This window comes from Anoxybacillus sp. EFIL (assembly GCF_013096955.1).
GTDB classification, from domain to species: domain Bacteria; phylum Bacillota; class Bacilli; order Bacillales; family Anoxybacillaceae; genus Anoxybacillus; species Anoxybacillus ayderensis.
Genome location: NZ_SDLH01000011.1, coordinates 1 through 22,137, shown reverse-complemented (window position 1 = coordinate 22,137; position 22,137 = coordinate 1). Strand labels below are relative to the sequence as shown.

The window sequence follows — 22,137 nt, the reverse complement described above, 5'->3', positions numbered from 1 at the left end:
AAACACTTAAGACTCTATCTGTCCTTTGTATTTATGGTTATGTTTTAAAGCACTTTTATTAAAAAATAGTAAGATAACGCTCAAAACTATACCTATTCCTATTATAGGTAGTAGTCCTTCATAAAAATAATCACCTAAAAAACCGAAAACCGTATTCCCTATCGGCATAAAAACTATAGCAATAGTGAATATAAAGGAAAATACCCTTCCTAATAGCGTTTTATCAATATTAGTTTGTATATAAGTGAAAAAAAGAACATTAAACCTTGTTAAGAAAAAACCGAAGAAAAAGATTACTCCATATAACACATAAAGATTATTAGAGAACACCAATAAAAGAAAAACACTACCACATAGAATTAACTCCCTAGAAATATGAACTAACTGAGATTTCCCTTTCGAAAAACTTAAAAAGAAAGCACCTATAATTCCTCCTAATGCTTCCGATGATAGTGCTAAACTGTACACAGTACTATCTTTGTATAAAGAATTAACTAGTACAGGTAAAATGATGTTATAACCCGCTATAAAAAAATTCACCGAGGATACCGCTATAAGTAATCTTATCAATAATGGATCTCTTTTTACATACTTAAACCCATCAATAAAGTCTTCAAAGTATGACTTTGCTTTACTAGACTGAGCATAACTGTATTTAATAAAAAATTCCATCAAGGCAGATATTAAAAAAGAAACACCATTAATTACAAATATCATACTTATACCAATAAAATCTAAAGAAAGTAGCCATGCACCTACTATCGGTCCTGAAACTTTAATTATTTCTGAAGATGTAGTGAGATAGGAGTTAATTTTTTTAATCCGATTCTCATCAATTATCTCAGGAATAATTGCTCTCATTGTAGGCGAAAACAATGAAAAGGAAATACTCAATGCAATATTAACTGCTATAACTAACGGAATGTTTAAGCTGCTATCATCTGCAAAAAAACCTAATAGTATACACATTGTCCCAGCTATAACATCCATTAATATGAGAATATTCCTTTTATTAAACCGATCTGAAATCACTCCACCAAAAAGATTGATGAGTACAGATGGAATTAGACTAATAGCGGTTATCATGCCTAAAATTTTTGCACTACCAGTCATAACTACAATCCACCAATTCAAAGCCATTGTAAAGATCACATTCCCTAGCTGAGAGATGGAGTTACCAAAAAAAACGAGAAGTTCATTTCTACTAAGCATACTATCCCCCATAATAGATGATTTGTTTACGGCTTCCACACGAGAAATGGCTATTTTTCGACTGCCGAGTGACCGAACAACATCGCTCCTAGACAAATGTATTTGTCTAGGAAACGGTCGGTTGTTCGATGCTTTGTTACACAAAGGCGTGACGAAAACAATCTTTTGGAGTCCTTCTGGCAGTCGAAAAAATAAAGTTAAACTTCCCAATTGCAAGTAAATAAAAAGGACTGGATTTTCACTAGAATGTTATGAGCTCTGCCTGTTTTTGAGGATGAGACAACCATTCTTTAAACAGGCAAAGTTAAATTATTTTTTCTTCATTACTGATCTAAAGTACTAGTAAAGATGCGTTCTTCGCATACATCAAGGTCTTTATATATTTTTTCATCTAAGTTAGCTGGTTTGTTTAAAAACGCGATATAGATATAGTCTTTTGTTGAAAAAGAAGTTATAAAAAACGGATTATCTCTTAAAGTACTTAAGTTTTTTCTCGTCTCTTCTAATGAATCAAACATAACATTTAATTGTTCATTTTTAATTGTTCCTAAGTAGTTTGTCTTAGCAATAGGATTGACACCGTAGAGACGGTATAAATCTTTGTGGGTTTCGCTCATATTTGGAAAACCTTTTGCAAACAGATAAATTGGGTTGAATCCATCTCTATACATGGAATAAACTTCTTCCATTCTATCTTTAAATTCCTCAAATGTTTCCTCTGGTTTTCCCAGAAGAACCATCGAAGTATGATAATCACCAATACAGTTACTGAAGTCTAAATCTTTATATTTCCTTATGTTAACGATTGTTTGATAGATGAACTCTTTTTGTCCAATAACCCTAGATAGAATCTGAGTACTTATATAATTCATTTTATCTATTATGTCGAATGTTGTTCTCAGTTTGTTATCAAAATGAAACTTCAATAATAACAAATCGTCACTGCTTTGTACTTTCACTCTATTGTCATTGACTTTTAAAAGTTTTTTTGTGTAATCACAATTACTGATGTACGCTAATTTGTTTTTGCTCTCCATGAAATCTATGAAATCTTTATATTCTAATCTATTTCCTAATTTATGACCGTTTAATAAATCCATAAATTGTTTAATCAAAATGTGTTTGTTAGATAAATCTGCAATGTTGTGGGATAACACAAACACTACAATGTACTTTTGTTGCAATTCAAAGATCGCAACGGTATATAGTAGCTCATCCAAAGGACTTTTTAAGACGACTTCTGCCATAGTCTTCGTCATTTCGTCAACGAGTAAGGTTGCGCTATCATAAGAATATTCAGATAGGTCAAATAACGGTATTTCATAGCTATCCATATCTAATTTAACCTGTTTAAATACAACTTGTTCACTCTCCAGAGAAATGACAGACCTTAATAGTTCATTAGATAAAATGATATCCTTACATGCTTGAATAACCCTTTCCAATTGAAAATCTTTTTTCACGTCAATTTTGATGTCAATGGCACTATTAAAGTTGTCTTTAATGTAATTCTTTTGATGATAATATACTGGATAAACTTTCTCTATTGTACCTATCGATTTATTGTTCTTATAGTATGAGCTAGAGATTTGCGATTTTATATGATCGATGTTAATATCTTCAGCCGTCTTTTGAAACTGCTTAGTTACTTCATTTTCCTGCTCTAACCTCTTTTCTATATAACCTGCCAGTTCACTAACATTCTGGTGGTTATATAACACAGATTCATCTAAGTTAATGTTGTAATAATTCTCTAGCTCTATAATGACAGAGATGACATCTAATGAATCTCCGCCTAAATCAAAAAAGCTATCATATAAAGAAATGCTATCTACATGTAAAGTTTCTCTAAATATACTTAAGATTTTCTGCTGCGTATCACTAACATCATTTTGAATAACATTGTGTATCATATCAGCATCATCATGATAAGACATAAGCGCCTTCGTATCTATTTTTCTGTTAATCGTTAGCGGAAATTCATCTATCTGTTTATAAAAGTTTGGAATCATATATGACGGCAAAAAGTTTTTCAAAATCTTCTTTATATCGTCGGGTACGATTGCTTTTTTCGCTTGATAAAAGCAATAAAGTTTATTGTTTTCATATAACACCTTAACCATGTTTATTTCTTTTATTTCTTTTAAAATAATATCTTCGATCTCCCCCAGCTCTACTCGAATCCCATTTATTTGAACCTGATAATCTTTCCTTCCTATAAACTCTATGTTTCCATCTTTTAATCTTTTCGCATAATCCCCTGTTTTATAATATTTCCCTCCATCTATAAATAGGAATTTCTCATTATTGATAGTAGGTAAGTTTAAATATCCTTCAGCAACCCCATTACCAGAAATGTACATTTCCCCCTGAACACCTATCGGCACCTCAATTCCGTTAGAGTCTAAAATTTTAATTTGCACCCCGTCAAGTTCCTTCCCAATCGGAACAGTTGAACGATTAAAGTCATGATCAATTCTATAACGCGTTGCATATACTGTACATTCAGTTGGACCATATAGATTTTCAATACAAACATTTTTTAAATACTTAATAGCTTTATGGGCAAGGGAAGCTTTGAACTCTTCACCTGCTACCATTAAATATTTCAAGTTTCTATCTAATTTATCAATATCATCCTCATTTAATTTATCTAGCATCAAATTTAAAATCGCAGGCGAAAGTGCTATATGCGTTACTTTATGAACTTCTATTAAATGGGCCAGTTTTCTAAAATTACGTGAGTTCTCTTGTGTCGGTATTACTAAAGCTCCCCCACCGTAGATCCAACCAAAGATTTCAACAACCGAAACATCGAAGGTAAATGGGGTTGATAAAATATACTTGTCACTTCTAGAAATCGGATAGTATTTCTGCATGTTATTTAGTATATATTCTAAATTCGAATGCGTAACTTTAACACCCTTTGGCTTCCCTGTACTTCCAGAGGTATACATTAAATAAGCGAATTCGCCCTTTTTTTCATCAAATGAGTCTGAGTAATCTGAAGTAATAATATTTCTAACATGAATTTGTTTCACGTTCACATTTAACAAATCATTCGTATTTTTCAGAATGATTTTGCTATTAGAGTCTTCCAATAGCATATTAATGCGAAGAACTGGATATTCTGTAGATATAGGTAGATAAGCAGCACCTACCTTTAACACTCCCAAAATGCTTACGATCATTTCAGGACATGGAGGCATATAAATTGGGATAAAGGTATTTTCACTGTAATTGTTTTTATATAAATAGTTTGCCAACTTTGATGATAGTTCATCTAATTGTTTATAAGTCATTTTCTGACCTTCATATATAATAGCTGTAGCTTCAGGTATTTGTGAAACTCTCTCTTTGAATTTTGCTAAAACATTGCCCAAACAAATCACGCTCCTAAACTAATAATTATTTTTATTCCTATAAATGAAAAATATGTTTTTAACGCACAACAACATCTGTTAATCTAGCTGAAACATCGTTGGCCTTTCTGAGATAAATGGCTTATAATCCGATGAAACAGTTTTGTAAATAATATACTCTATAATATCCATAATCTCCTCCCTAGCGCGACTATGTGAATTAGAACAATCAACAAGTGTGTTATAATCTGTCAGTATAACCCTTTGAATTCCTGACTCCTCCACTAAAATAAAATCTCCCAAATCCCTAATGAAAGGATTAAAGCCAATTTTAAATAAATTTTCTACACATTCTTTTAGTAATTCCCTATACGTAGCTATCATCTCCCCTGATGCACCTACAACCAGTTTATCTAGCGGAGTACCGTCAATATATTCATAAAAGACAAACCTTATGTTATTTAAGTGACCATTGGGTATAATAAATGTTTCAACAATAGTGGTTGAAAACAAACACCGCTCCAGCTTGCTGAGCAAATGAGGAGAATTATAAACATGTGATGCCATAGGATACTTATCGTAGTGAATTTTCAACGTAAAGTCCGATGAGTTACTATCTGAAATTTTTACAATAAATGCATCATCGACCCAACGAGGTTCTTTTAGTACACTACACTTGTATTCCGAGTAATTATTATCCTGTAACAATCTATATATTTGTATAATATCGGTCGTTTTAGGAACTTCTTGAATCAAAATGTCCTTTATTTTCATTAGCAAGTTCTTGTTTTCGTTAGTTAACATAACCCCTCTGTCTCCCTTTTATTCAAAAAATTTATATTCAAATCCACTTTATGTAAAACTATAACAAAAAAAAAAAAAAAATCAATCCTAAATCCGTGGCAAAACATCTTTACAATGATCGCAAACCGTTGATACGATAAGGGAGAACGACGTGAATGACCTTTCATCAAGTCAACTATGGGCTCTTCGCGCGGAAAACAGCGAGGATCATGAAAGACGTTCACGGGTTGTCGATTTCTCATCATATGCCTGCGGATCGTCATGGCGCAAGAGATGTTGTCCCAACAAGCAACATCCTAAGGACGGATTCGATGGAGCGAACCCTTGACCATCCGAACCTCGCCAAAGGTAAAATTAGTATTGGGCAAGAGCTACTTTCCTATGCCCTTCTTTTCTGCCCTTGCCCTTACTCACCGTTTTTCTCCTTTGGCGAGTGTTAGTCAAGGGCGAATCCGATTCCACTATCCCCTTTATTTTCCTTAAAAAGGTGTCCCATGACGACTTTTCATAGATTTTCTGACAATACCCAATTTCACTATAAACGTTTACGTAACGTCAATGTAAAGCAAAAAAATAAAAAAATCTCGCCATAAAAGCGAGCGTTATTTAACCAACCCATGTTTAAACGCATAAATGACCGCTTGCGTCCGATCTTGGACATCTAGTTTCGCCAAAATATTGCTGACGTGGACTTTGACCGTTTTTAACGAAATAAACAGCTCCTCGGCAATTTCTTGATTCGTTTTTCCTTGTGCAATGAATAACAACACTTCCATCTCGCGACTCGTTAGTTGTTCGTGTGGAAGCGATTGTTTCCGCATGCTGTTCATCATTTTTCCCGTTACTTCTGGTTCGAATACCGATTGCCCATGAAACGTGGCACGAATCGCATTCGCAATTTCGCTTGCTTTCGACGTTTTTAACATATAACTGACTGCCCCCGCTTCAATCGCTGGATATACTTTATCATCGTCTAAAAAACTTGTGACAATCATAATTTTTGCGTCTGGCCAAGCGCTGATAATTTGTTTCGTCGCCTCAATGCCGTCCATCGGCTCCATCACTAAATCCATTAAAATAATATCCGGGCGAAGTTGAAGCGCAAGTTCAACCCCTTTTTCTCCGCTTTCTGCTTCCCCGACAACTTCCATATCCGGTTGGGCAGATAAATACGCAGAAACACCAAGCCGCACCATTTCATGGTCATCGACAAGCAATACTTTAATCACCTTGCTTCCTCCCTACACAAGCGGTACTTTCACTTCTAGCCGAGTTCCTTTAATTTTTATGCTAACGATTTTTAACGTCCCACCGATTTCAGTCGCTCGTTCGTACATATGTTGTAAGCCATAAGAGCCACTTTTCGTCCGTTCGACATCAAAGCCGACTCCATTATCCGACACACGCAAAATGACAAACCCATCTCGCTCAAGCAACAACACCTCTAACATGTTTGCTTTCGCATGACGAAGCGTATTAGACACCGATTCTTGTAAAATACGAAATAAATGATCTTCCACCCCACGGTCGAGCGTCACATCTTCTATTTTCCACTTCATCCAGCTATATTTTCAACTACGACTCAAGGCGTATTTTTATAATGATGAAAGTCGTTTCAATTCTTATGCGAAGGAGGTATAATAACCATAAAATAGGAGTGGATGAAAATGCGCAAGTGCTGATTATCAAAAGAAATGGAAGCATCCCTTCATAACAAAGAGCCGCAATAAAACAAAGCGGCTCTTTTTGCTGTGAGTAATTTCAAACCGGAGATTTGTGCAATGGAACAATGTAGGTATAACCATCATGAGTTCTGAAGTTAATGTTCAATTATTTTAAGAGCGAAACCATTAATAATAAAAAGAACCTTGAAAGGCATATAGCCAGTCAAGGTTTTCAATTTATTGTTAAATACCTTATATAATTTTTTAAATCCGGAGAGGAATCCTGAGAAGCATCCTTTCTCAAAAATGGCTTTAAAAATCATCGTAAGCATCACCTAACGGTATAAAATCTTCTTGTAGCCAGTACCAATGTCTACCTCTATTTTCTATCAATCGTTCTAATAAATCGGTAAAAGAAGTCGCTATAATAGAACACTCTCCTACCACCCCATGCCTATCATAAAAGCTGTCATAGCACCTACCGAGCCTACCCGGATTCAAATCAATCGTAATGTACTCTCCATTTCTATCCGTTGCACAGATATACCAATCGGATGAAATATCTTCTTCACATAACTCCCCTACAATAATAGGGTTAGCTAACTGAAAATCCTGAGGAGGGACTATTAAAATGGAATAATCAGCCTTTTCAAATAAAAGCGCCCCCCCACATAACTCATAAAACTTATACACATCATCAGGTAAAATATGCGATGTACTTACATTTGGAATACCAGCTGGAGGATAAACTACACAATCCCCTAAATTTTTTATTTTATTAATTAAATTCTCAATCCTCATTTTTCTTCACTACTCCCGATAAATATATTGATGAAATGCACGATAATACTCTCTTCTAGTAGACTGGGGAACACCAGCAGCATCGAACATTCTCTCTGTTAATTGTTGCATTTCTCTCGGCGAAACTGTTTTCCAATCTAATTTTCCTCCAACTTTTTTACCGGTTTTTTCGTATAACCATTGTCTATATACTGCTTTTGTGGCATCATGTTGTGCTTTTGTCAAAGCAACTGTAGGAGTATCAGCACCTCTACTTACATAGTTTGGTACATTATGCTTAGCCCAGACATCTAATATACCATGGTGATTTTCTAGTGGTGCATTGCTTGGACGATACGGTACGACATCATACGGTCTAACATTACCCGTACCCTTAGAACGTAAATTAACTCCTATATTATCTCCTGAAGCTGGTTTAGTAAGTCTAGGAGTCCCCTTCCTAGGTGTTGATTTTCTATGACCAGACGGCTTATAACCCCATGTTTGTGAGTATCGCTTGGATTGTAATTTGCTTTTCCTCGTTTTCTTAACGGATACTGCAACGAATTTTTTCGATTTCTTCATTTTCTTGCCGTATTTTACGGCTTTTATGCCCCATTTCACCGCTCCGGCACCTGGAATAAAGTTGCTGGCGATACTCGCTGCAGCCCCAGCTTTATGGTACCATTTTGATTTTGGACTTTTCAACGTCCGAATATCTTCGCCGATCGCAATATTATACCCTTTCTTCGCGAACTTTTTCGTCGCCTTCCAGCCGCGCTGTAACCATTTCGGCAGGTGGCCATCCGGGTCGATATTGTTGACGGGGTCGCCGTCGGCATATAAATAGCGGTTCAAGTTACAGCGACACCACAGGCATGCGACCGATAGGAAGCGCGGAAGAGACGATGCATGTGTTTGCGCAACGATTGAAGAATGGGCGAAGCTGGAGTGAACGAGGATTCAAGAAGTTGATCGAGTCGTTGGTGGCATGGAAAGACGGGCTTGTTCTCCAGACACGAAAAGGGAAGGGGCAACCCTCCATAGCCATCAAGTTAAGAATTTGGGCCTTTATACACCGTTAAAAACATGGTATCCTTTCTAGCGAATACTCTTCGTTAGAAAGGATTTTTTCTATGGAAAATCAAATGCAAGCATGGATGAAAACCATCCGCCAACTTTTCTCGCCTGAGACATTGACTCATCTTGCTCAAGAAACAGGATTTATCCAACGAAAACGAGCATTAACGGCAGAAGCATTTTTGACTCTTTGTGCATGGGGAGATGGCTCACTGGCGCAACAATCACTCCAACGGTTATGTACGTCTCTCACGCTCCGCCATGACTGTTCCCTGTCCAGTGAAGGATTGAATCAGCGCTTTACCGAGCGAGCCGTGGCGTTTTTGCGAGAAGTGTTTTTCCTTCTCCTCCAACGACAACGCCCGTTGCTTTGGTCCACCATCCAAACCTACCGGACGTGTTTTACTCGCTTGCGGATTTTGGACTCGACCAGTTTTTTGGTTCCTGCCGACTACGGGGAGGACTACCGAGGTTCCGTCTCATCAGGAGCGAAAATTCAGTTTGAATATGACTTGTTGTCTGGTGCCTGTCTTCAACTATGCGTTCAATCGGCCAATGACTCGGACGCCCGTTTTGCCCATCATGCCCAGCACACGATTTTGCCGAATGACCTATGTATTCGGGATTTGGGCTTTTTCTCCGTTGCCGCACTAACCGAGATCGACGCCCGAGGAGCGTATTATATTACTCGGCTCCGTTCCGATATGAAAGTGTATATCAAAGAGAATAGCCAGTGGAAGGAATGGGATTGGGAATCTCTTGGGAATCAATTAAAGGAAGGGGAATCAGTAGAAATGGAACATGTATACATCGGGCATGAGCGTTTGTATATCCCACGCTTGATTTTTCGACGTCTGACGGAAGAAGAATGGCAAAAACGGATGGCGTATGTGCGAAAAAAGGAAAAAAGAAAAGGGAAGGCGCTGGCACGCCAAACCCTCGAACAAAAGAAATACCACATCTTACTGACTAATTTACCACAAGAGTCGTTTGATGGGCAACAGGTTTATTCTTTGCGGTGGCAAATTGAACTGCTGTTTAAAGCGTGGAAGTCCGTTTTTGATTTGGAGAAAGTGAAAAAGATGAAGAAAGAACGGTTCGAATGCCATGTATATGGGACGTTGATTGTCATTTTGGTGACTCAGACCTTTCTGTTTCAAGCTCGAACGTATTGGCAACAAACAGAAGGGATTCAAATTAGCGAACGGAAAGCACTAGATGTTCTCCAATCCTATTGGCAACAACTGCTTTTGCGCCTATCCAAGGAAGAAATCAGCCTTTCTTCTCTCCTCCTTCTATTGAGAAAACATGGAAGAAAGGATCGAAGGAAAGGGAAAGAAACGGCATTGGATCTCTTGGTTAAATTGGGTATTTATTGATTTGATTCATAAAAACGCCAAATATCCCTCTCCAAGAGGGTTATTTGGCATGCCTAAAACATGTGGTATTCTTTTTCTTCAGCTAATGACCACAAACATTGCGTATGGACACAACGACCCTTAACACTAAACTTGACGGGTATGGGGCAACCCTCCGATAATCCGGAAAAAGCCGCCAAACCAAGCACTGTGAAAAAGAGCATCCAGCAAGCGACCTCGCGTGTCCAAGAAGTCGTGAGAGGTAACCTCGCATGCAGTCATCAGGCACTCCGCTGTATCAAGCGTTGAAAGGATTAAGAGGAATTTAAAAAAACGAGAATCGCACATAGGAGCAGGATGAGAGGTAACTATTCAACCCCTACGTAGAAAAAGTTTACGAGATTGGGTTTATTCTCGCTCTCCTTGTCTATACTAGTACCATCCAAGACAAGGGAGGTGAACATGATGGCCAACGCTGTTTTTGATTTCCAGAAAGCGGTCTTCACACTGGAAAGCATGGTGGCAAAAATCGAACAGCAAGCACAAACGATTGAAAAACTCATCAAAGAAAATGAACAACTACGTCAAGAAAACCAACGGCTTCGACAAGAAAACCAACAATTAAAAACACGTATTGCAGAATTAGAAGCCCGTACGAAAAAAAACAGTACCAACAGCCATTTACCGCCGTCCTCTGACCGGTTTGTAGCAAAATCTCCTTCTCGCCAAACGTCCGAGAAACGGCCGGGAGGACAGCTAGGGCACCAAGGAACGACGCTCCGCCAAGTACCCAATCCTGACCATCGAGTCATTCACCGCGTGACCCAATGCGAAGGATGTGGTCATTCGTTGGAAGGGGTCGTTCCTTTTCGAGTAGACATTCGCCAAGTGTTCGACCTCCCTGTGGTTCGAATGGAAGTGACTCAACATGAACGGGAAATCAAGCGTTGTCCAGAATACCGACTTGTCCAGCAGGCGGAGTTCCCTTTCTATGTCACCAATCATGTACGCTCGAAGAGATCGAGGCAACGTTGCTCACCTCCCACGCGTTGCACGTCGATGAAACAAGCCTGCGTGTGAATGGAAAGAACCAATCGGTGCATGTGGCTTCCACTTCCAAGGAAACCCGATACGGGCTTCATCGCTCGCGTGGCAAGCAAGCAACGGATGACATCGGAATCTTGCCACGGTACAAAGGAACGATGGTACATGATGCGTATGCCGTATATCCGATGTATACGGAGGCGAGTCATGCCCTTTGCCACGCCCATCATCTTCGGGAGCTTCGGGAATATGCCGAGCTTTACCATCACTCTTGGTCGAAAGAGAGGGCCGAAGCCCTGTTGGAGATGAAACAGGCGGTGGAGAAAGCGGGCGGAGCCTTGCCGGAAGAGGGAGTCCGGCATTGGGAAGCCGTGTACGACGAGCTTCTTTCGAATGGGCGGCGAGAACTTGATGAACGTTGCCAACAAGGCAAGCATGACGGCGTCCGCAACGCGCAAAAGTTCATTCAGCGCCTAGAAAAGCGAAAGCAAGAAGCGCTTCTCTTCCTGCGAAAGAAAGAAGTGCCGTTTGACAACAACCAAGCCGAGCGCGATTTACGGATGGTGAAAGTCAAACCAAAAATTTCTGGAACGTTTCGCCAGGAAGACGATGCGGAGGCTTTCTGCACCATTCGCAGCGTCATTTCTACCCTGTAAAAACACGGAAAGCCGGTGTGGGAATCGTTGCAAAGACTTCTAAGTGGGGAGTCTCTCCAAACGATTCTCCACTCCTCCTAGGGCATTTTCGATACCGGAAATGCCCTATTGGTGCTGGATTCTGAAAATCTCGCTAGTATTGGGCTGAATGGATACTGTTTATCTCCACTTTCTCGCCGCGAGAATGCGTTCTTTCGTGTTTTAAACTATGTTCGAAGGGTATTAATGCTATCCGTCTCTTTAGTATGCATATCAGCCAAAACTCCATGTAGGTATAACCATCATGAGTTCTGAAGTTAATGTTCAATTATTTTAAGAGCGAAACCATTAATAATAAAAAGAACCTTGAAAGGCATATAGCCAGTCAAGGTTTTCAATTTATTGTTAAATACCTTACTGTAGATGAGCAAATTTTCTAACATAAATTTACAACCAAACAAAAAAGGAGACATGAACCCGATTCCTTGGTTAGAATAGATGTACCACCAACTACCCACAAGGAGGTTCATGTCTCATGAATAGATTAGCACATCATCAAGGAATCCACAAGTTTTTCATGACGTTGGGGTTGGCGCTTTATTTGTCGAAACCGGTCATCAAGCATCTCGTTCATCTTGTCGATGCCTTGACTACCAAGGGATTTTCAGGGACATTGACCGATGTCCAGTACTGGAGTTTTCACCCGAATCATCGAACGACACTGAGCCACTTTTTTCACGAAAAGCCCTTGGAACGAGGAAAAACTGCTTGAGAAGCTTCAAGAGTGGGTTCTTCGCCAGATCGAACGCCTAGCCAAACGGGAGAATCAACCCCTTTTTGTTTCGATGGATGATACCATTTGCCAAAAAACGAAGCCTTCGTCACGGGCTGCCCGCGCCATTCAAGGGTGTGACTGGCATTTCTCTCACAAAGATCATCAATCAGTATGGGGGCATTCGCTCGTTTGGCTGATGGTGCACACCATGACTCAGGCATTCCCGTTCGCGTTTCGTCTCTATGATAAGGCGGCGGGAAGAAGCAAAATCGACCTAGCGATCGAGATGCTTTCCTCGCTCAAGGGGAAGGGGGCTCAGCCGGTGTATGTGCTCATGGATTCATGGTATCCGTCCCAAACGCTCATCGAAGCCTGCCTGAAACAAGGATTCCATGTCATCGCGATGCTCAAGACGAACCGAATTCTCTATCCGAAAGGCATCGCCGTCCAAGCGAAGGAGTTCGCCCGCTATATCGAGCCCCAAGACACCCGCTTCGTCACGGTGGGGAACGAGCGCTATCGTGTCTACCGCTACGAAGGTGCGCTCAACGGTCTTGATGACGCGGTGGTGCTGCTGGCTTGGAAGGCGGATCAACCGATGACGCCGGATCATCTCCATGTCGTCTTGAGCACCGACCGGGAGCTGAGTGACGAAGATATCTTGCGTTACTACGCCCAGCGCTGGACGATCGAATGCTTTTTCCGGCAGGCCAAAGACCAGCTAAAGCTCGATGGGTACCGTGTTCGCCACGTTCGGGCGGTGAAACGGTATTGGGTCGTGGTGCTGTTCGCCTGCGTATACAGCATCGCGGAATCCCAACAAGACATCTCTTCCGGACTGGAGCTTCTTCGGTCTCGGAAAGGACACAGCGTCGTCGAGTTCATCTATGACGCCGCAAAGCAAGATATTCCCATTGATGTGATCAAAAAACAGCTCCATGTCGCCTAAGGGGTACCCTGTTTGTCTCTCAGGGAATGGAATTTACTGTAATGAAAAATGCTCATCTAGAGTCATTTATTTAATTTTTCTTTTGAATCATCAATATCGTAAGTTTATCAAGCATTCAGCTATCTCCCAAAAAAGAACCCCGAAGAATACACTTCGAGGGTTAAAAAGATTTAATTACATTAAAGTTAGTCTGAAAACTAGGTCGTCAAAATCAATATCACCAATACCACTGCTACAACGAAAAAGGAAGATATCTTTATCTTCTTGTTCCACTACTATTCCTGCATTTCCAATCCAAGCATCAACCCTATCATCAATATATTGCCATATGTTCCATATATTCAGTTGCCCCGTTTCTTTTTTAGGGAAGCATTTGAAAATAAAAGTTGATGGCGCTGTATCTTTCCAAAAGACGGGTGAATTTAATTTTTGATTATCAACTTCAATATACCCCTTTCTTTTGTCCAGTGATAGTTCAATGCCTTGTCTAAAATCATTTTTACTTCTAATAAATTCAATTTTGACATCTTGACCTGTTTTAACCTCTAGCCTTTGTGACATAACAACTAGGCTACCATTAATATTTATTGCCTCACCCTTATTTTTAATGAACATATCAGCCAAACTCATTGTCTTTAATCACTCCCTTAATAACCAGGTCTTCTAAATGGGTCGACTTTCGCATGGTCTTGTGGCCATCTTGGAACAAAATCCTTTCCGCCATCTCTTTTTGGAATAGGTTCATGACTCAACTCCATTGATTCCATCCCACCCTTATCTGGGTTATATCTTTGCGGAGCATTTCCTTTTTTCATCCTAGCCACATTTTCTGCACCATATTTTTCTACTGCATCAGCGCTTGTCGCTTCATTTTTCCAAAATCTTGATCTCACTGTGTTCCATGCTGGTTCGTTACCTTTTGACGTCGGCTTATAGACATCGTCACCAACTTTCCACCCTTTAGAAACATTACCCGTACCCTTAGAACGTAAATTAACTCCTATATTATCTCCTGAAGCTGGTTTAGTAAGTCTAGGAGTCCCCTTCCTAGGTGTTGATTTTCTATGACCAGACGGCTTATAACCCCATGTTTGTGAGTATCGCTTGGATTGTAATTTGCTTTTCCTCGTTTTCTTAACGGATACTGCAACGAATTTTTTCGCTTTCTTCATTTTCTTGCCGTATTTTACGGCTTTTATGCCCCATTTCACCGCTCCAGCACCTGGAATAAAGTTGCTGGCGATACTCGCTGCAGCCCCAGCTTTATGGTACCATTTTGATTTTGGACTTTTCAACGTCCGAATATCGTCGCCGATCGCAATATTATACCCTTTCTTCGCTAATTTTTTCGTCGCCTTCCAGCCGCGCTGTAACCATTTCGGCAAGTGGCCATCCGGGGGTCGATATTGTTGATGGGGTCGCCGTCAGCATATAAATAACGGTTCAAGGAAGTCGGTTCCGTTTCTTCTCCTTCGTATTCGTCAGGAATAATAAAACGGCCTGTCTTTGGATCGTAATCGCGCCAGCCCATTACATACATACCGGAATCTGGATCGTACCATACACCGTATTTTCCAACATATCGATATGGGTTGGCTTCCGCAACCTCTAAGTTTCCGGTGATGCTGATCACGTTCCCCCACTCGTCATAATCGTAAGAGGCAACAATGTTCCCTGCTGCATCCGTTAACGCAATAACGTCTCCCCGTACATTAAACTGATAATAATATACTGCATCCTTATATCGGAAGCTCAGTAGGTTTCCATCTGAATCCTTGTAGAAACTTGCAGTAGTATCTTGTCCGCCGTCTATCTGTTTCGTAATAGTGAAAATTTCACCGTTTGTGTCTCTATGATAATGATAGTGTGTATGGCCAACGGTTTTGGATAGACGGTTGCCATCTTGGTCGTACTCGTAAATGATATTCTTGACCACATTGCCATCTACCGTAGTGCGAATGCTGATGAGCTGGTCGTCACTATTGTACCCGTAATCAATAACGGTTTTCTTTGTGCCTTCCACTGTGATTGCCTTCGCCAGCATTCCATTAGGATGGAACGTATAGTCAGTTGTACGGATTAACGCCCCAGTTTGATCGTTATAATCTTTTCTTTGCTTAATCCGATTTCCTGTCATATACGTATATTCTGATTTTAGTTTCCCAGTTGTTAAATTCTCGACCTTTACAATATTACCGTTAGAATCATACGTATATTTCAACTTTGTACCGTTTGTTTCTACTGTTTCCAGATAGCCGTTTGGAGCATACGTATACTTTTTCTTAACCTGCCCCTTTTCGGTGACTTGTGCAATTTGTTCCGTATCCGTATATCCGTATTGGTAATCAATCACTGTTGCGCCGTTAATGTTAACACCCTTGATTGTAGAGACTTTCGACCCACCATTGTAAGTAAAAGAAGTTGTAATCCCCGGTGCCGTTACTTTTGCAAGCGAATCATCTACATAGTATTCATACATAGTAACTATTCAGCCACATCATAAAGTGAGCTGAATAGTTTTTGTTTTGTTTGTCTATGATGTGAATCATGATAGACAAGGAGGTGAATCGAATGTTGACGGTACAACAAGCTGTATTTACGGTTGAAAGCTTAATCGTCAAAGTCCAACAACAAAAACAGCTCATTCATCAACTCATTCAAGAAAATGAGCACTTGCGTCAAGACATCAAACAACTACGTAAAGAGAATGAACAACTCAAGGATCGCATTCAAGAGTTGGAAGCACACACGAAAAAACAGCTCCAATAGCCATTTGCCCCATCTTCTGACCGGTTTCACCCAACACGTTCTTCTTGTGAGCCATCTGGCCAAAAGCCTGGTGGACAAGAGGGACATCGTGGCACGACGCTTCGTCCAGTCGAACATCCGCATCATCGCGTCGTCCATCGTGTGACGACGTGCCAAGGATGTAGGGCGTCTTTGCATGAGGTGAAATCATTGAAAATCGACATCCGTCAAGTATTCGATCTCCCTCTGATGATAATCGAAGTGACCCAACACGAACGTGAAGTGAAATCATGCCCCCATTGCCAAAGGGTTCAACCAGCGGAGTTTCCGCCCTATGTAACAAACGATGTACCATACGGTCCACGGCTCGCTGCATTTGTGGTGTATAGGCATGAGATTCAACTCATCCCCTACAAGCGTTTGAGCCAAATGATAGAAGAGCTCTATCAACACCCCATCAGCACAGGGCTCCTTGTCAACATGCTCCAACGAGGGCATGACACCCTTCAACCGAATGTGGACATCATCGAAGCCGCTTTGCTTGATTCGGCCCTTTTGCATGTCGATGAGACGAGTCTGTGCATCGATGGAAAAAAGGCATGGGTTCATGTGGCCTGTACCCACACATATACATATCTGGCCCCTCATGCCTCACGTGGCAAGAAAGCGACCGATGAAATCGGGATTCTTCCTCGGTATAAGGGGACGATGATGCATTTGGCACATACCCGAGATACAAGGAAGCCACCCATGCACTTTGTCATGTCCATCATTTGCGTGACTTGAAAGGGTTGATGGAACAAGGGCGTGCATGGGGAAGGCACATGACCACGTTTCTCTTAACGGCGAAACAGGCTATCGAGCAACATGGCGGTGCTCTTTGTGAGGAGAAGCGACACGTTAGGAGCGGGTGTATGACCGAATAGTGGAGAAAGCACAATGCCAATTGGAAGTCCCCCTCTTCCGAAAAAAGCGCTCGCCTTTGTTCGACGGCTTTAAAAGCGAAAGGAAGAAGCGTTGCGCTTTTTGCGTGAAGCCCACGTTCCATTCGACAACAACCAAGCCGAGCGAGATCTTCGCATGGTGAAAGTCAAAGAAAACATTTCGAGCACATTCCACAAAGAAGCGTTCGCCCAGTCGTTTTGCATCACCCGAAGCATCGTGTCCACGCTCATGAAACACGACAAACATGTTTGGAACTCGTTCTGTCTTCTGTTGATAGGCGAAACGATGGACCACATTCTTTCCACCTAGGGCATTTTCGTGGATAAGGAATGCCCTTTTTGTGCTGGGCTTCTTTACACACTAGCATTAGGGTGAATAGTTACAAAAAATCAATACTTTTTCATATGAATTTACTAATAAAATATCAATATTAACTTAAAAGAAAAATATAACCATTAACTACGGCGTTACATCTCTCAAAACCATCCACATGAAAAAAATATTTCAGTTGAAAAAAACAAAAAGTTCGTTTATTCTGAATTTTATACAACAACATAATAAGTTCACGCAACAGGTGGTTCACAGATGCTGTGAATCTTAAAAGGGAAGTTTGGTGAAAATCCAACACGGTCGCGCCACTGTGATGCAGAGCTGTTTATCACAATCCACTGTTTCATGCGAAATGGGAAGGAGATAAACAGCGATGAAGCTAAGTCAGGAGACCTGCCTGTTGTATGCACTTACGACCTACGCGTCATAGGGAGGAGTGAGGACATATGATCTTGAGGCACTTCATGTATCTCAATACGAGCTAGCTATGCCCTCCTTCTGTTTGGAAGAGGGCTTTTTCGCTTGATTGGGGATATAAATAACTGGAGGTGCTTAACTTGTTCATCCGTAGTTCAAATGTAGGGTATCCGCGCATTGGTGAGAAAAGAGAATGGAAAAAAGCGTTAGAATCTTTTTGGAATGGGCAAATCAACGAACAGCAATTCATAGAAACGATGGAACACATTCGACTTGATTCGATTCGTAAACAAGTAGAGAAAGGAATCGACCTCATTCCAATCGGAGATTTTTCTTTATACGATCACGTGTTAGATACAGCATTTATGTTCGGGTATATTCCAGAGCGATTTCAACAAATAGACAATGCACTCGAACAATATTTTGCGATGGCACGCGGCACAAATGGACAACATGCGCTTGAAATGACGAAATGGTTTAATACAAATTACCATTACATCGTGCCTGAAATCGGGCAAACGAAGCCGAAATTAGTAGAAAATCGGCTATTAAAAGAATACAAACTAATAAAAGAAACATTCCATATTGAAACAAAACCTGTATTGCTTGGACCGATTACATTTCTTTTGCTTTCTAAACAATACGAACGAAATGAGTGGCGTAAACATCTCGCCCAGTTAGTTCCAGTTTATGTGGAATTATTCAAACAACTAAGCGAAGCGGGCGTGTCATTCGTACAAATCGATGAACCGATTCTCGTTCAACATATAGATAACGACATAGTCGATGCATTTCGTGATGTATATGAAGTTTTTCATCGCGATGTACCAAATATAAACCTTATTTTACAAACATATTTTGATAGCGTATCGCATTATCGTGAAATCGTTGCTTTACCTGTCGCAGGCATTGGGCTTGATTTCGTGCATGACGATGGCGAAAACGTAAAACATATAAACATACACGGATTTCCAAAAGATAAAATATTAGTTGCTGGGATTGTAGACGGTCGCAATGTATGGAAAAGCTCGCTTGCACAAAAAGCAACGCTCCTTCATCATTTAGCAGGCGTTGCTGAACAACTCATCATTCAACCGTCTTGCAGCTTACTGCACGTCCCTGTCACGACAAAACATGAACATGCCTTGCCAACGGAACTTGTCAGCACGCTATCTTTCGCTGATGAGAAATTAGATGAGATACGTATACTTACAGAACATATGAAAGGAAACGCAACAATCGACGAGCTAATCAAATACGATGAACAAACAAACGCTTATTTCACTAAGTTCCGCAAACAACAAGAACAAACAAACGACATCACTACCGTTCCGTTAAGCGGAACACCTTACAACGAAAGAAAAAAAGCACAACAAGCACATTTGCAGCTTCCACTTTTGCCGACAACGACGATTGGCAGCTTCCCGCAAACAAACGACGTGCGCCAAGCTCGAATGAAGTGGAAAAAAGGCGAATGGAACGACAAGCAATACAAGTCGTTTATAAAGAATGAAATTGCAAAATGGATCAAGATTCAAGAGCAGCTACAACTTGATGTACTTGTTCACGGTGAATTTGAACGCACAGACATGGTTGAATTTTTCGGGGAAAAATTACAAGGGATGGCATGCACGACAAACGGTTGGGTGCAATCATACGGATCGCGTTGTGTTCGTCCACCTATTATTTTCAGCCATATTGCCTACCAACAACCGATGACCGTAGAAGAAACCGTGTATGCTCAGTCGCTGACGAATAAACCTGTCAAAGGAATGCTGACAGGTCCTGTAACCATTTTAAACTGGTCGTTCGTTCGCGACGATATTTCACGAAAACATGTGCTGATGCAGCTCGCCCTCGCCATTCGTGAGGAAGTATTGCAGTTAGAAAAGGAAGGCATACGCATCATTCAAGTCGATGAGCCAGCGTTACGGGAAGGATTGCCGCTCAAAAAAGAGAAACATGCATCATATTGGGAAGATGCCGTTATGGCGTTTCGCCTCGCTACTTCATCGGTGAAAGAGGAAACGCAAATTCATACACATATGTGCTATTCCCAGTTTGAACATATGATGCATATCATTGATGAACTTGACGCGGATGTCATCTCCATTGAATCATCGCGAAGCCACGGTGAACTTGTTTCATCATTCGAGACATATGAGTATCAAAAGGAAATTGGCTTAGGGGTGTATGACATTCATAGTCCGCGCATTCCGACAAAAGAAGAAATAAGTGAGCAAATCGAACGGGCACTTCGCGTTCTTCGTCCAGAACAATTTTGGGTCAATCCCGATTGTGGATTAAAAACACGAAAAGAAAAAGAAGCTATCGATGCACTCAAGGCGATGGTGGAAGCCGCACACGAATATCGCAAGCGACTCTTGGCTTACGGAGGGATGAAAGCATGGAAGTGAGCGTCGAGCAGTCGAAAACGATTCAAACACGGCTCGTATTGCCTTCTGATACGAACCATCTCGGCACAATTTTTGGCGGTACGGTTTTAGCGTATATTGATGAAATTGCGGCAATATCCGCCATGCGCCATGCACGAAAAGCAGTCGTCACCGTTTCGATCGACAAAGTTGATTTCATTTCGTCCGCGAAAGTAGGCGATATTTTGAAACTCGAATCATTCGTCTACTCGACCGGACGCACATCCATGAAAGTATTCGTCAAAGTCGAAACAGAAGATTTATTTACAGGCGAACATCACTTAACAACCACATGCTTTTTAACAATGGTCGCCATCGATCAAAACAAAAAACCGATCCCTGTTCCAAAAGTCATCATTAGCGAACAGGAGGAACAAATCGTACAACTGTATCAGCAAAACAATAAGGTATAAATGTTTATACCCATGGCGCTAGTTGAGAGCTAGTGTCATGGGTTATATTCATTTGTTTATCCATGCCAATGCCGATAATATGAGAATCATCGTGATTATTTTGACGAACAGGCTCTTTAAGTCTATTTTTTTATTTTTTATGTTAGCGAATTTGCTCATCTACAGTAATAGGAGTTTTATCATGGATTTTAGGTACTACCCAGTAAATAATAATTGCTGGGAATAGAAAAATGGCAGCTACCAAAAATGTTGTTGTTAGTCCAAATTTTACTGCAATAATTCCAAAGATAACACCAGATAAGATTTCTCCTAGGGCACCAACTCCTGAATTTAAAGAAAATAGAGTATTTTTGTAATTATCTGGGAAAAATTTATTTAAATAACTAATAACGATTGGATGTCTAACATCTTCAACTGCTAACAATATTGAAGTTGCGATTGCCCCTAACGGTTTGAAACCTATTGTTAATACTCCTACTAATAGTAGGCTGACTGATTCTACAATTGTTAAAGACATATATGGATTTGTTTCTATTTTTTCCTCTAATTTCATTGTTATTTCTAAGAGAATGAAAGCAAATATTCCTGCTAGTGCAAAGATATAGCCTAGTCCGGTTTCAGAAAAACCCATCTCATTGAGTAAGGGCTGCCAATATCTTGATACCATATCGTAAGTTAAAGCGGTAAAGAATCCAGATAATACAATTAACAATACTTTTCGTTTATGAAAAACTATTTTTAAACTTTGTTTTAAGATATTTAAAAATGACTCCTTAATATGTTCCTGTTCGTGTTCAATTTTAACAATAGGTACTTTAACAAAAATTGACATCCATATAAACAAGATTGTATAAAGTGCTACTACGATAATAAATGGTAAGAACATATTATAAGAGTATAGGTAACCACTAATAATACTACCAACAACAATAAATGCAATGAGTATTTGAGTATTTTTCATTACTTCTTTCCCGAATCTCTCTTCTCCTACAACTCTACTCATCCAAGTTTCAAGTGATCCAGAGATGAGTGCATCTGATAAAGCCCATATAATCATAGCTATATACATCCAAATTGACATTTTAACCTCTGGTTCATGCAGCACACCCGATGCGGCGTAACACCTCATCTGGGTGCTGTAAGACATGTTGTTCAAACCGAGTAATCGACTGGGCGATGTCCTTTT

Annotated in this window: 13 protein-coding genes, 5 pseudogenes and 1 riboswitch; of the genes and pseudogenes, 7 read left to right on the top strand and 11 right to left on the bottom strand. The window is 40.3% G+C overall.

From position 1 onward, the window contains the following. Positions 1-6: 6 nt before the first annotated feature. The 7 genes and pseudogenes from ES017_RS13640 to ES017_RS16285 all read right to left on the bottom strand — a co-directional run. The gene (locus ES017_RS13640; protein ID WP_171335217.1) at positions 7-1,212 is read right to left on the bottom strand and encodes an MFS transporter; all 1,206 of its coding nucleotides are present in this window, start codon (positions 1,210-1,212) and stop codon (positions 7-9) included. 323 nt (positions 1,213-1,535) lie between these two features. Continuing rightward, complete coding sequence (locus ES017_RS13635) at positions 1,536-4,595, bottom strand: amino acid adenylation domain-containing protein (RefSeq protein WP_171335216.1); 3,060 nt, start codon at positions 4,593-4,595, stop codon at positions 1,536-1,538. Between the two features lie 78 nt (positions 4,596-4,673). After that, positions 4,674-5,378 carry a hypothetical protein gene (locus tag ES017_RS13630; protein ID WP_021096122.1) on the bottom strand — a complete coding sequence of 235 codons (705 nt, stop codon included), beginning with the start codon at positions 5,376-5,378 and terminating at the stop codon, positions 4,674-4,676. A 602-nt stretch (positions 5,379-5,980) separates the two neighbouring features. After that, a complete protein-coding gene (locus tag ES017_RS13625) occupies positions 5,981-6,607 on the bottom strand; it encodes a response regulator transcription factor (RefSeq protein ID WP_171335215.1) in 627 nt (208 codons plus the stop codon). 12 nt (positions 6,608-6,619) lie between these two features. Beyond that, a pseudogene (locus tag ES017_RS13620) lies at positions 6,620-6,937 on the bottom strand (sensor histidine kinase); the annotation flags it as partial. A gap of 417 nt (positions 6,938-7,354) precedes the next feature. Continuing rightward, positions 7,355-7,843, bottom strand: coding sequence for an SMI1/KNR4 family protein (locus ES017_RS13615; protein WP_021096119.1), 489 nt, complete (start codon positions 7,841-7,843; stop codon positions 7,355-7,357). A 9-nt stretch (positions 7,844-7,852) separates the two neighbouring features. Beyond that, positions 7,853-8,203 (bottom strand): annotated as a pseudogene (locus tag ES017_RS16285) (pre-toxin TG domain-containing protein); the annotation flags it as partial. A 497-nt stretch (positions 8,204-8,700) separates the two neighbouring features. Between ES017_RS16285 and ES017_RS13605 the strand changes: the two are divergent. From ES017_RS13605 to ES017_RS13590, 4 genes and pseudogenes are all read left to right on the top strand, one after another. Continuing rightward, positions 8,701-8,907 (top strand): UPF0236 family transposase-like protein, encoded by a 207-nt coding sequence (locus tag ES017_RS13605; protein WP_042888589.1) that lies wholly within the window; start codon positions 8,701-8,703, stop codon positions 8,905-8,907. A 51-nt stretch (positions 8,908-8,958) separates the two neighbouring features. Further along, positions 8,959-10,281 (top strand): IS4 family transposase, encoded by a 1,323-nt coding sequence (locus tag ES017_RS13600; RefSeq protein WP_171335214.1) that lies wholly within the window; start codon positions 8,959-8,961, stop codon positions 10,279-10,281. A 444-nt stretch (positions 10,282-10,725) separates the two neighbouring features. Next, positions 10,726-12,041 (top strand): annotated as a pseudogene (gene tnpC / locus ES017_RS13595) (IS66 family transposase). A gap of 433 nt (positions 12,042-12,474) precedes the next feature. Continuing rightward, positions 12,475-13,663: pseudogene (locus tag ES017_RS13590) on the top strand (IS701 family transposase). A gap of 174 nt (positions 13,664-13,837) precedes the next feature. Here the strand turns inward: ES017_RS13590 and ES017_RS13585 are convergent. From ES017_RS13585 to ES017_RS13575, 3 genes are read right to left on the bottom strand one after another with little or no spacing between them, the layout of a single operon-like run. Then, positions 13,838-14,293: a hypothetical protein gene (locus tag ES017_RS13585; RefSeq protein ID WP_035063589.1), complete on the bottom strand. Its 456-nt coding sequence runs from the start codon at positions 14,291-14,293 to the stop codon at positions 13,838-13,840. A gap of 17 nt (positions 14,294-14,310) precedes the next feature. After that, positions 14,311-15,048 carry a hypothetical protein gene (locus ES017_RS13580; protein WP_171335213.1) on the bottom strand — a complete coding sequence of 246 codons (738 nt, stop codon included), beginning with the start codon at positions 15,046-15,048 and terminating at the stop codon, positions 14,311-14,313. Then, positions 15,003-16,142 (bottom strand): RHS repeat-associated core domain-containing protein, encoded by a 1,140-nt coding sequence (locus tag ES017_RS13575; protein ID WP_021095926.1) that lies wholly within the window; start codon positions 16,140-16,142, stop codon positions 15,003-15,005. Before ES017_RS13575 ends, ES017_RS13580 begins: the two co-directional genes overlap by 46 nt. Positions 16,143-16,234: 92 nt before the next feature. On the opposite strand from ES017_RS13575, the pseudogene tnpC (ES017_RS13570) reads away from it, so the two are divergent. The 3 genes and pseudogenes from tnpC (ES017_RS13570) (at position 16,235) to ES017_RS13560 (ending at position 20,951) form a co-directional block, all read left to right on the top strand. Next, a pseudogene (tnpC, locus tag ES017_RS13570) lies at positions 16,235-17,665 on the top strand (IS66 family transposase). Between the two features lie 246 nt (positions 17,666-17,911). Continuing rightward, positions 17,912-18,101: riboswitch (cobalamin riboswitch) on the top strand. Between the two features lie 142 nt (positions 18,102-18,243). Next, positions 18,244-20,520: a 5-methyltetrahydropteroyltriglutamate--homocysteine S-methyltransferase gene (metE, locus tag ES017_RS13565; protein WP_171335212.1), complete on the top strand. Its 2,277-nt coding sequence runs from the start codon at positions 18,244-18,246 to the stop codon at positions 20,518-20,520. Next, a complete protein-coding gene (locus tag ES017_RS13560; protein WP_171335211.1) occupies positions 20,511-20,951 on the top strand; it encodes an acyl-CoA thioesterase in 441 nt (146 codons plus the stop codon). Before metE ends, ES017_RS13560 begins: the two co-directional genes overlap by 10 nt. A gap of 142 nt (positions 20,952-21,093) precedes the next feature. On the opposite strand, the gene ES017_RS13555 is transcribed toward ES017_RS13560, so the two are convergent. Then, on the bottom strand, positions 21,094-22,008 hold the full coding sequence (locus ES017_RS13555; RefSeq protein ID WP_216367566.1) for an MFS transporter: 915 nt from the start codon (positions 22,006-22,008) through the stop codon (positions 21,094-21,096). Between the last annotated feature and the right edge of the window lie 129 nt (positions 22,009-22,137).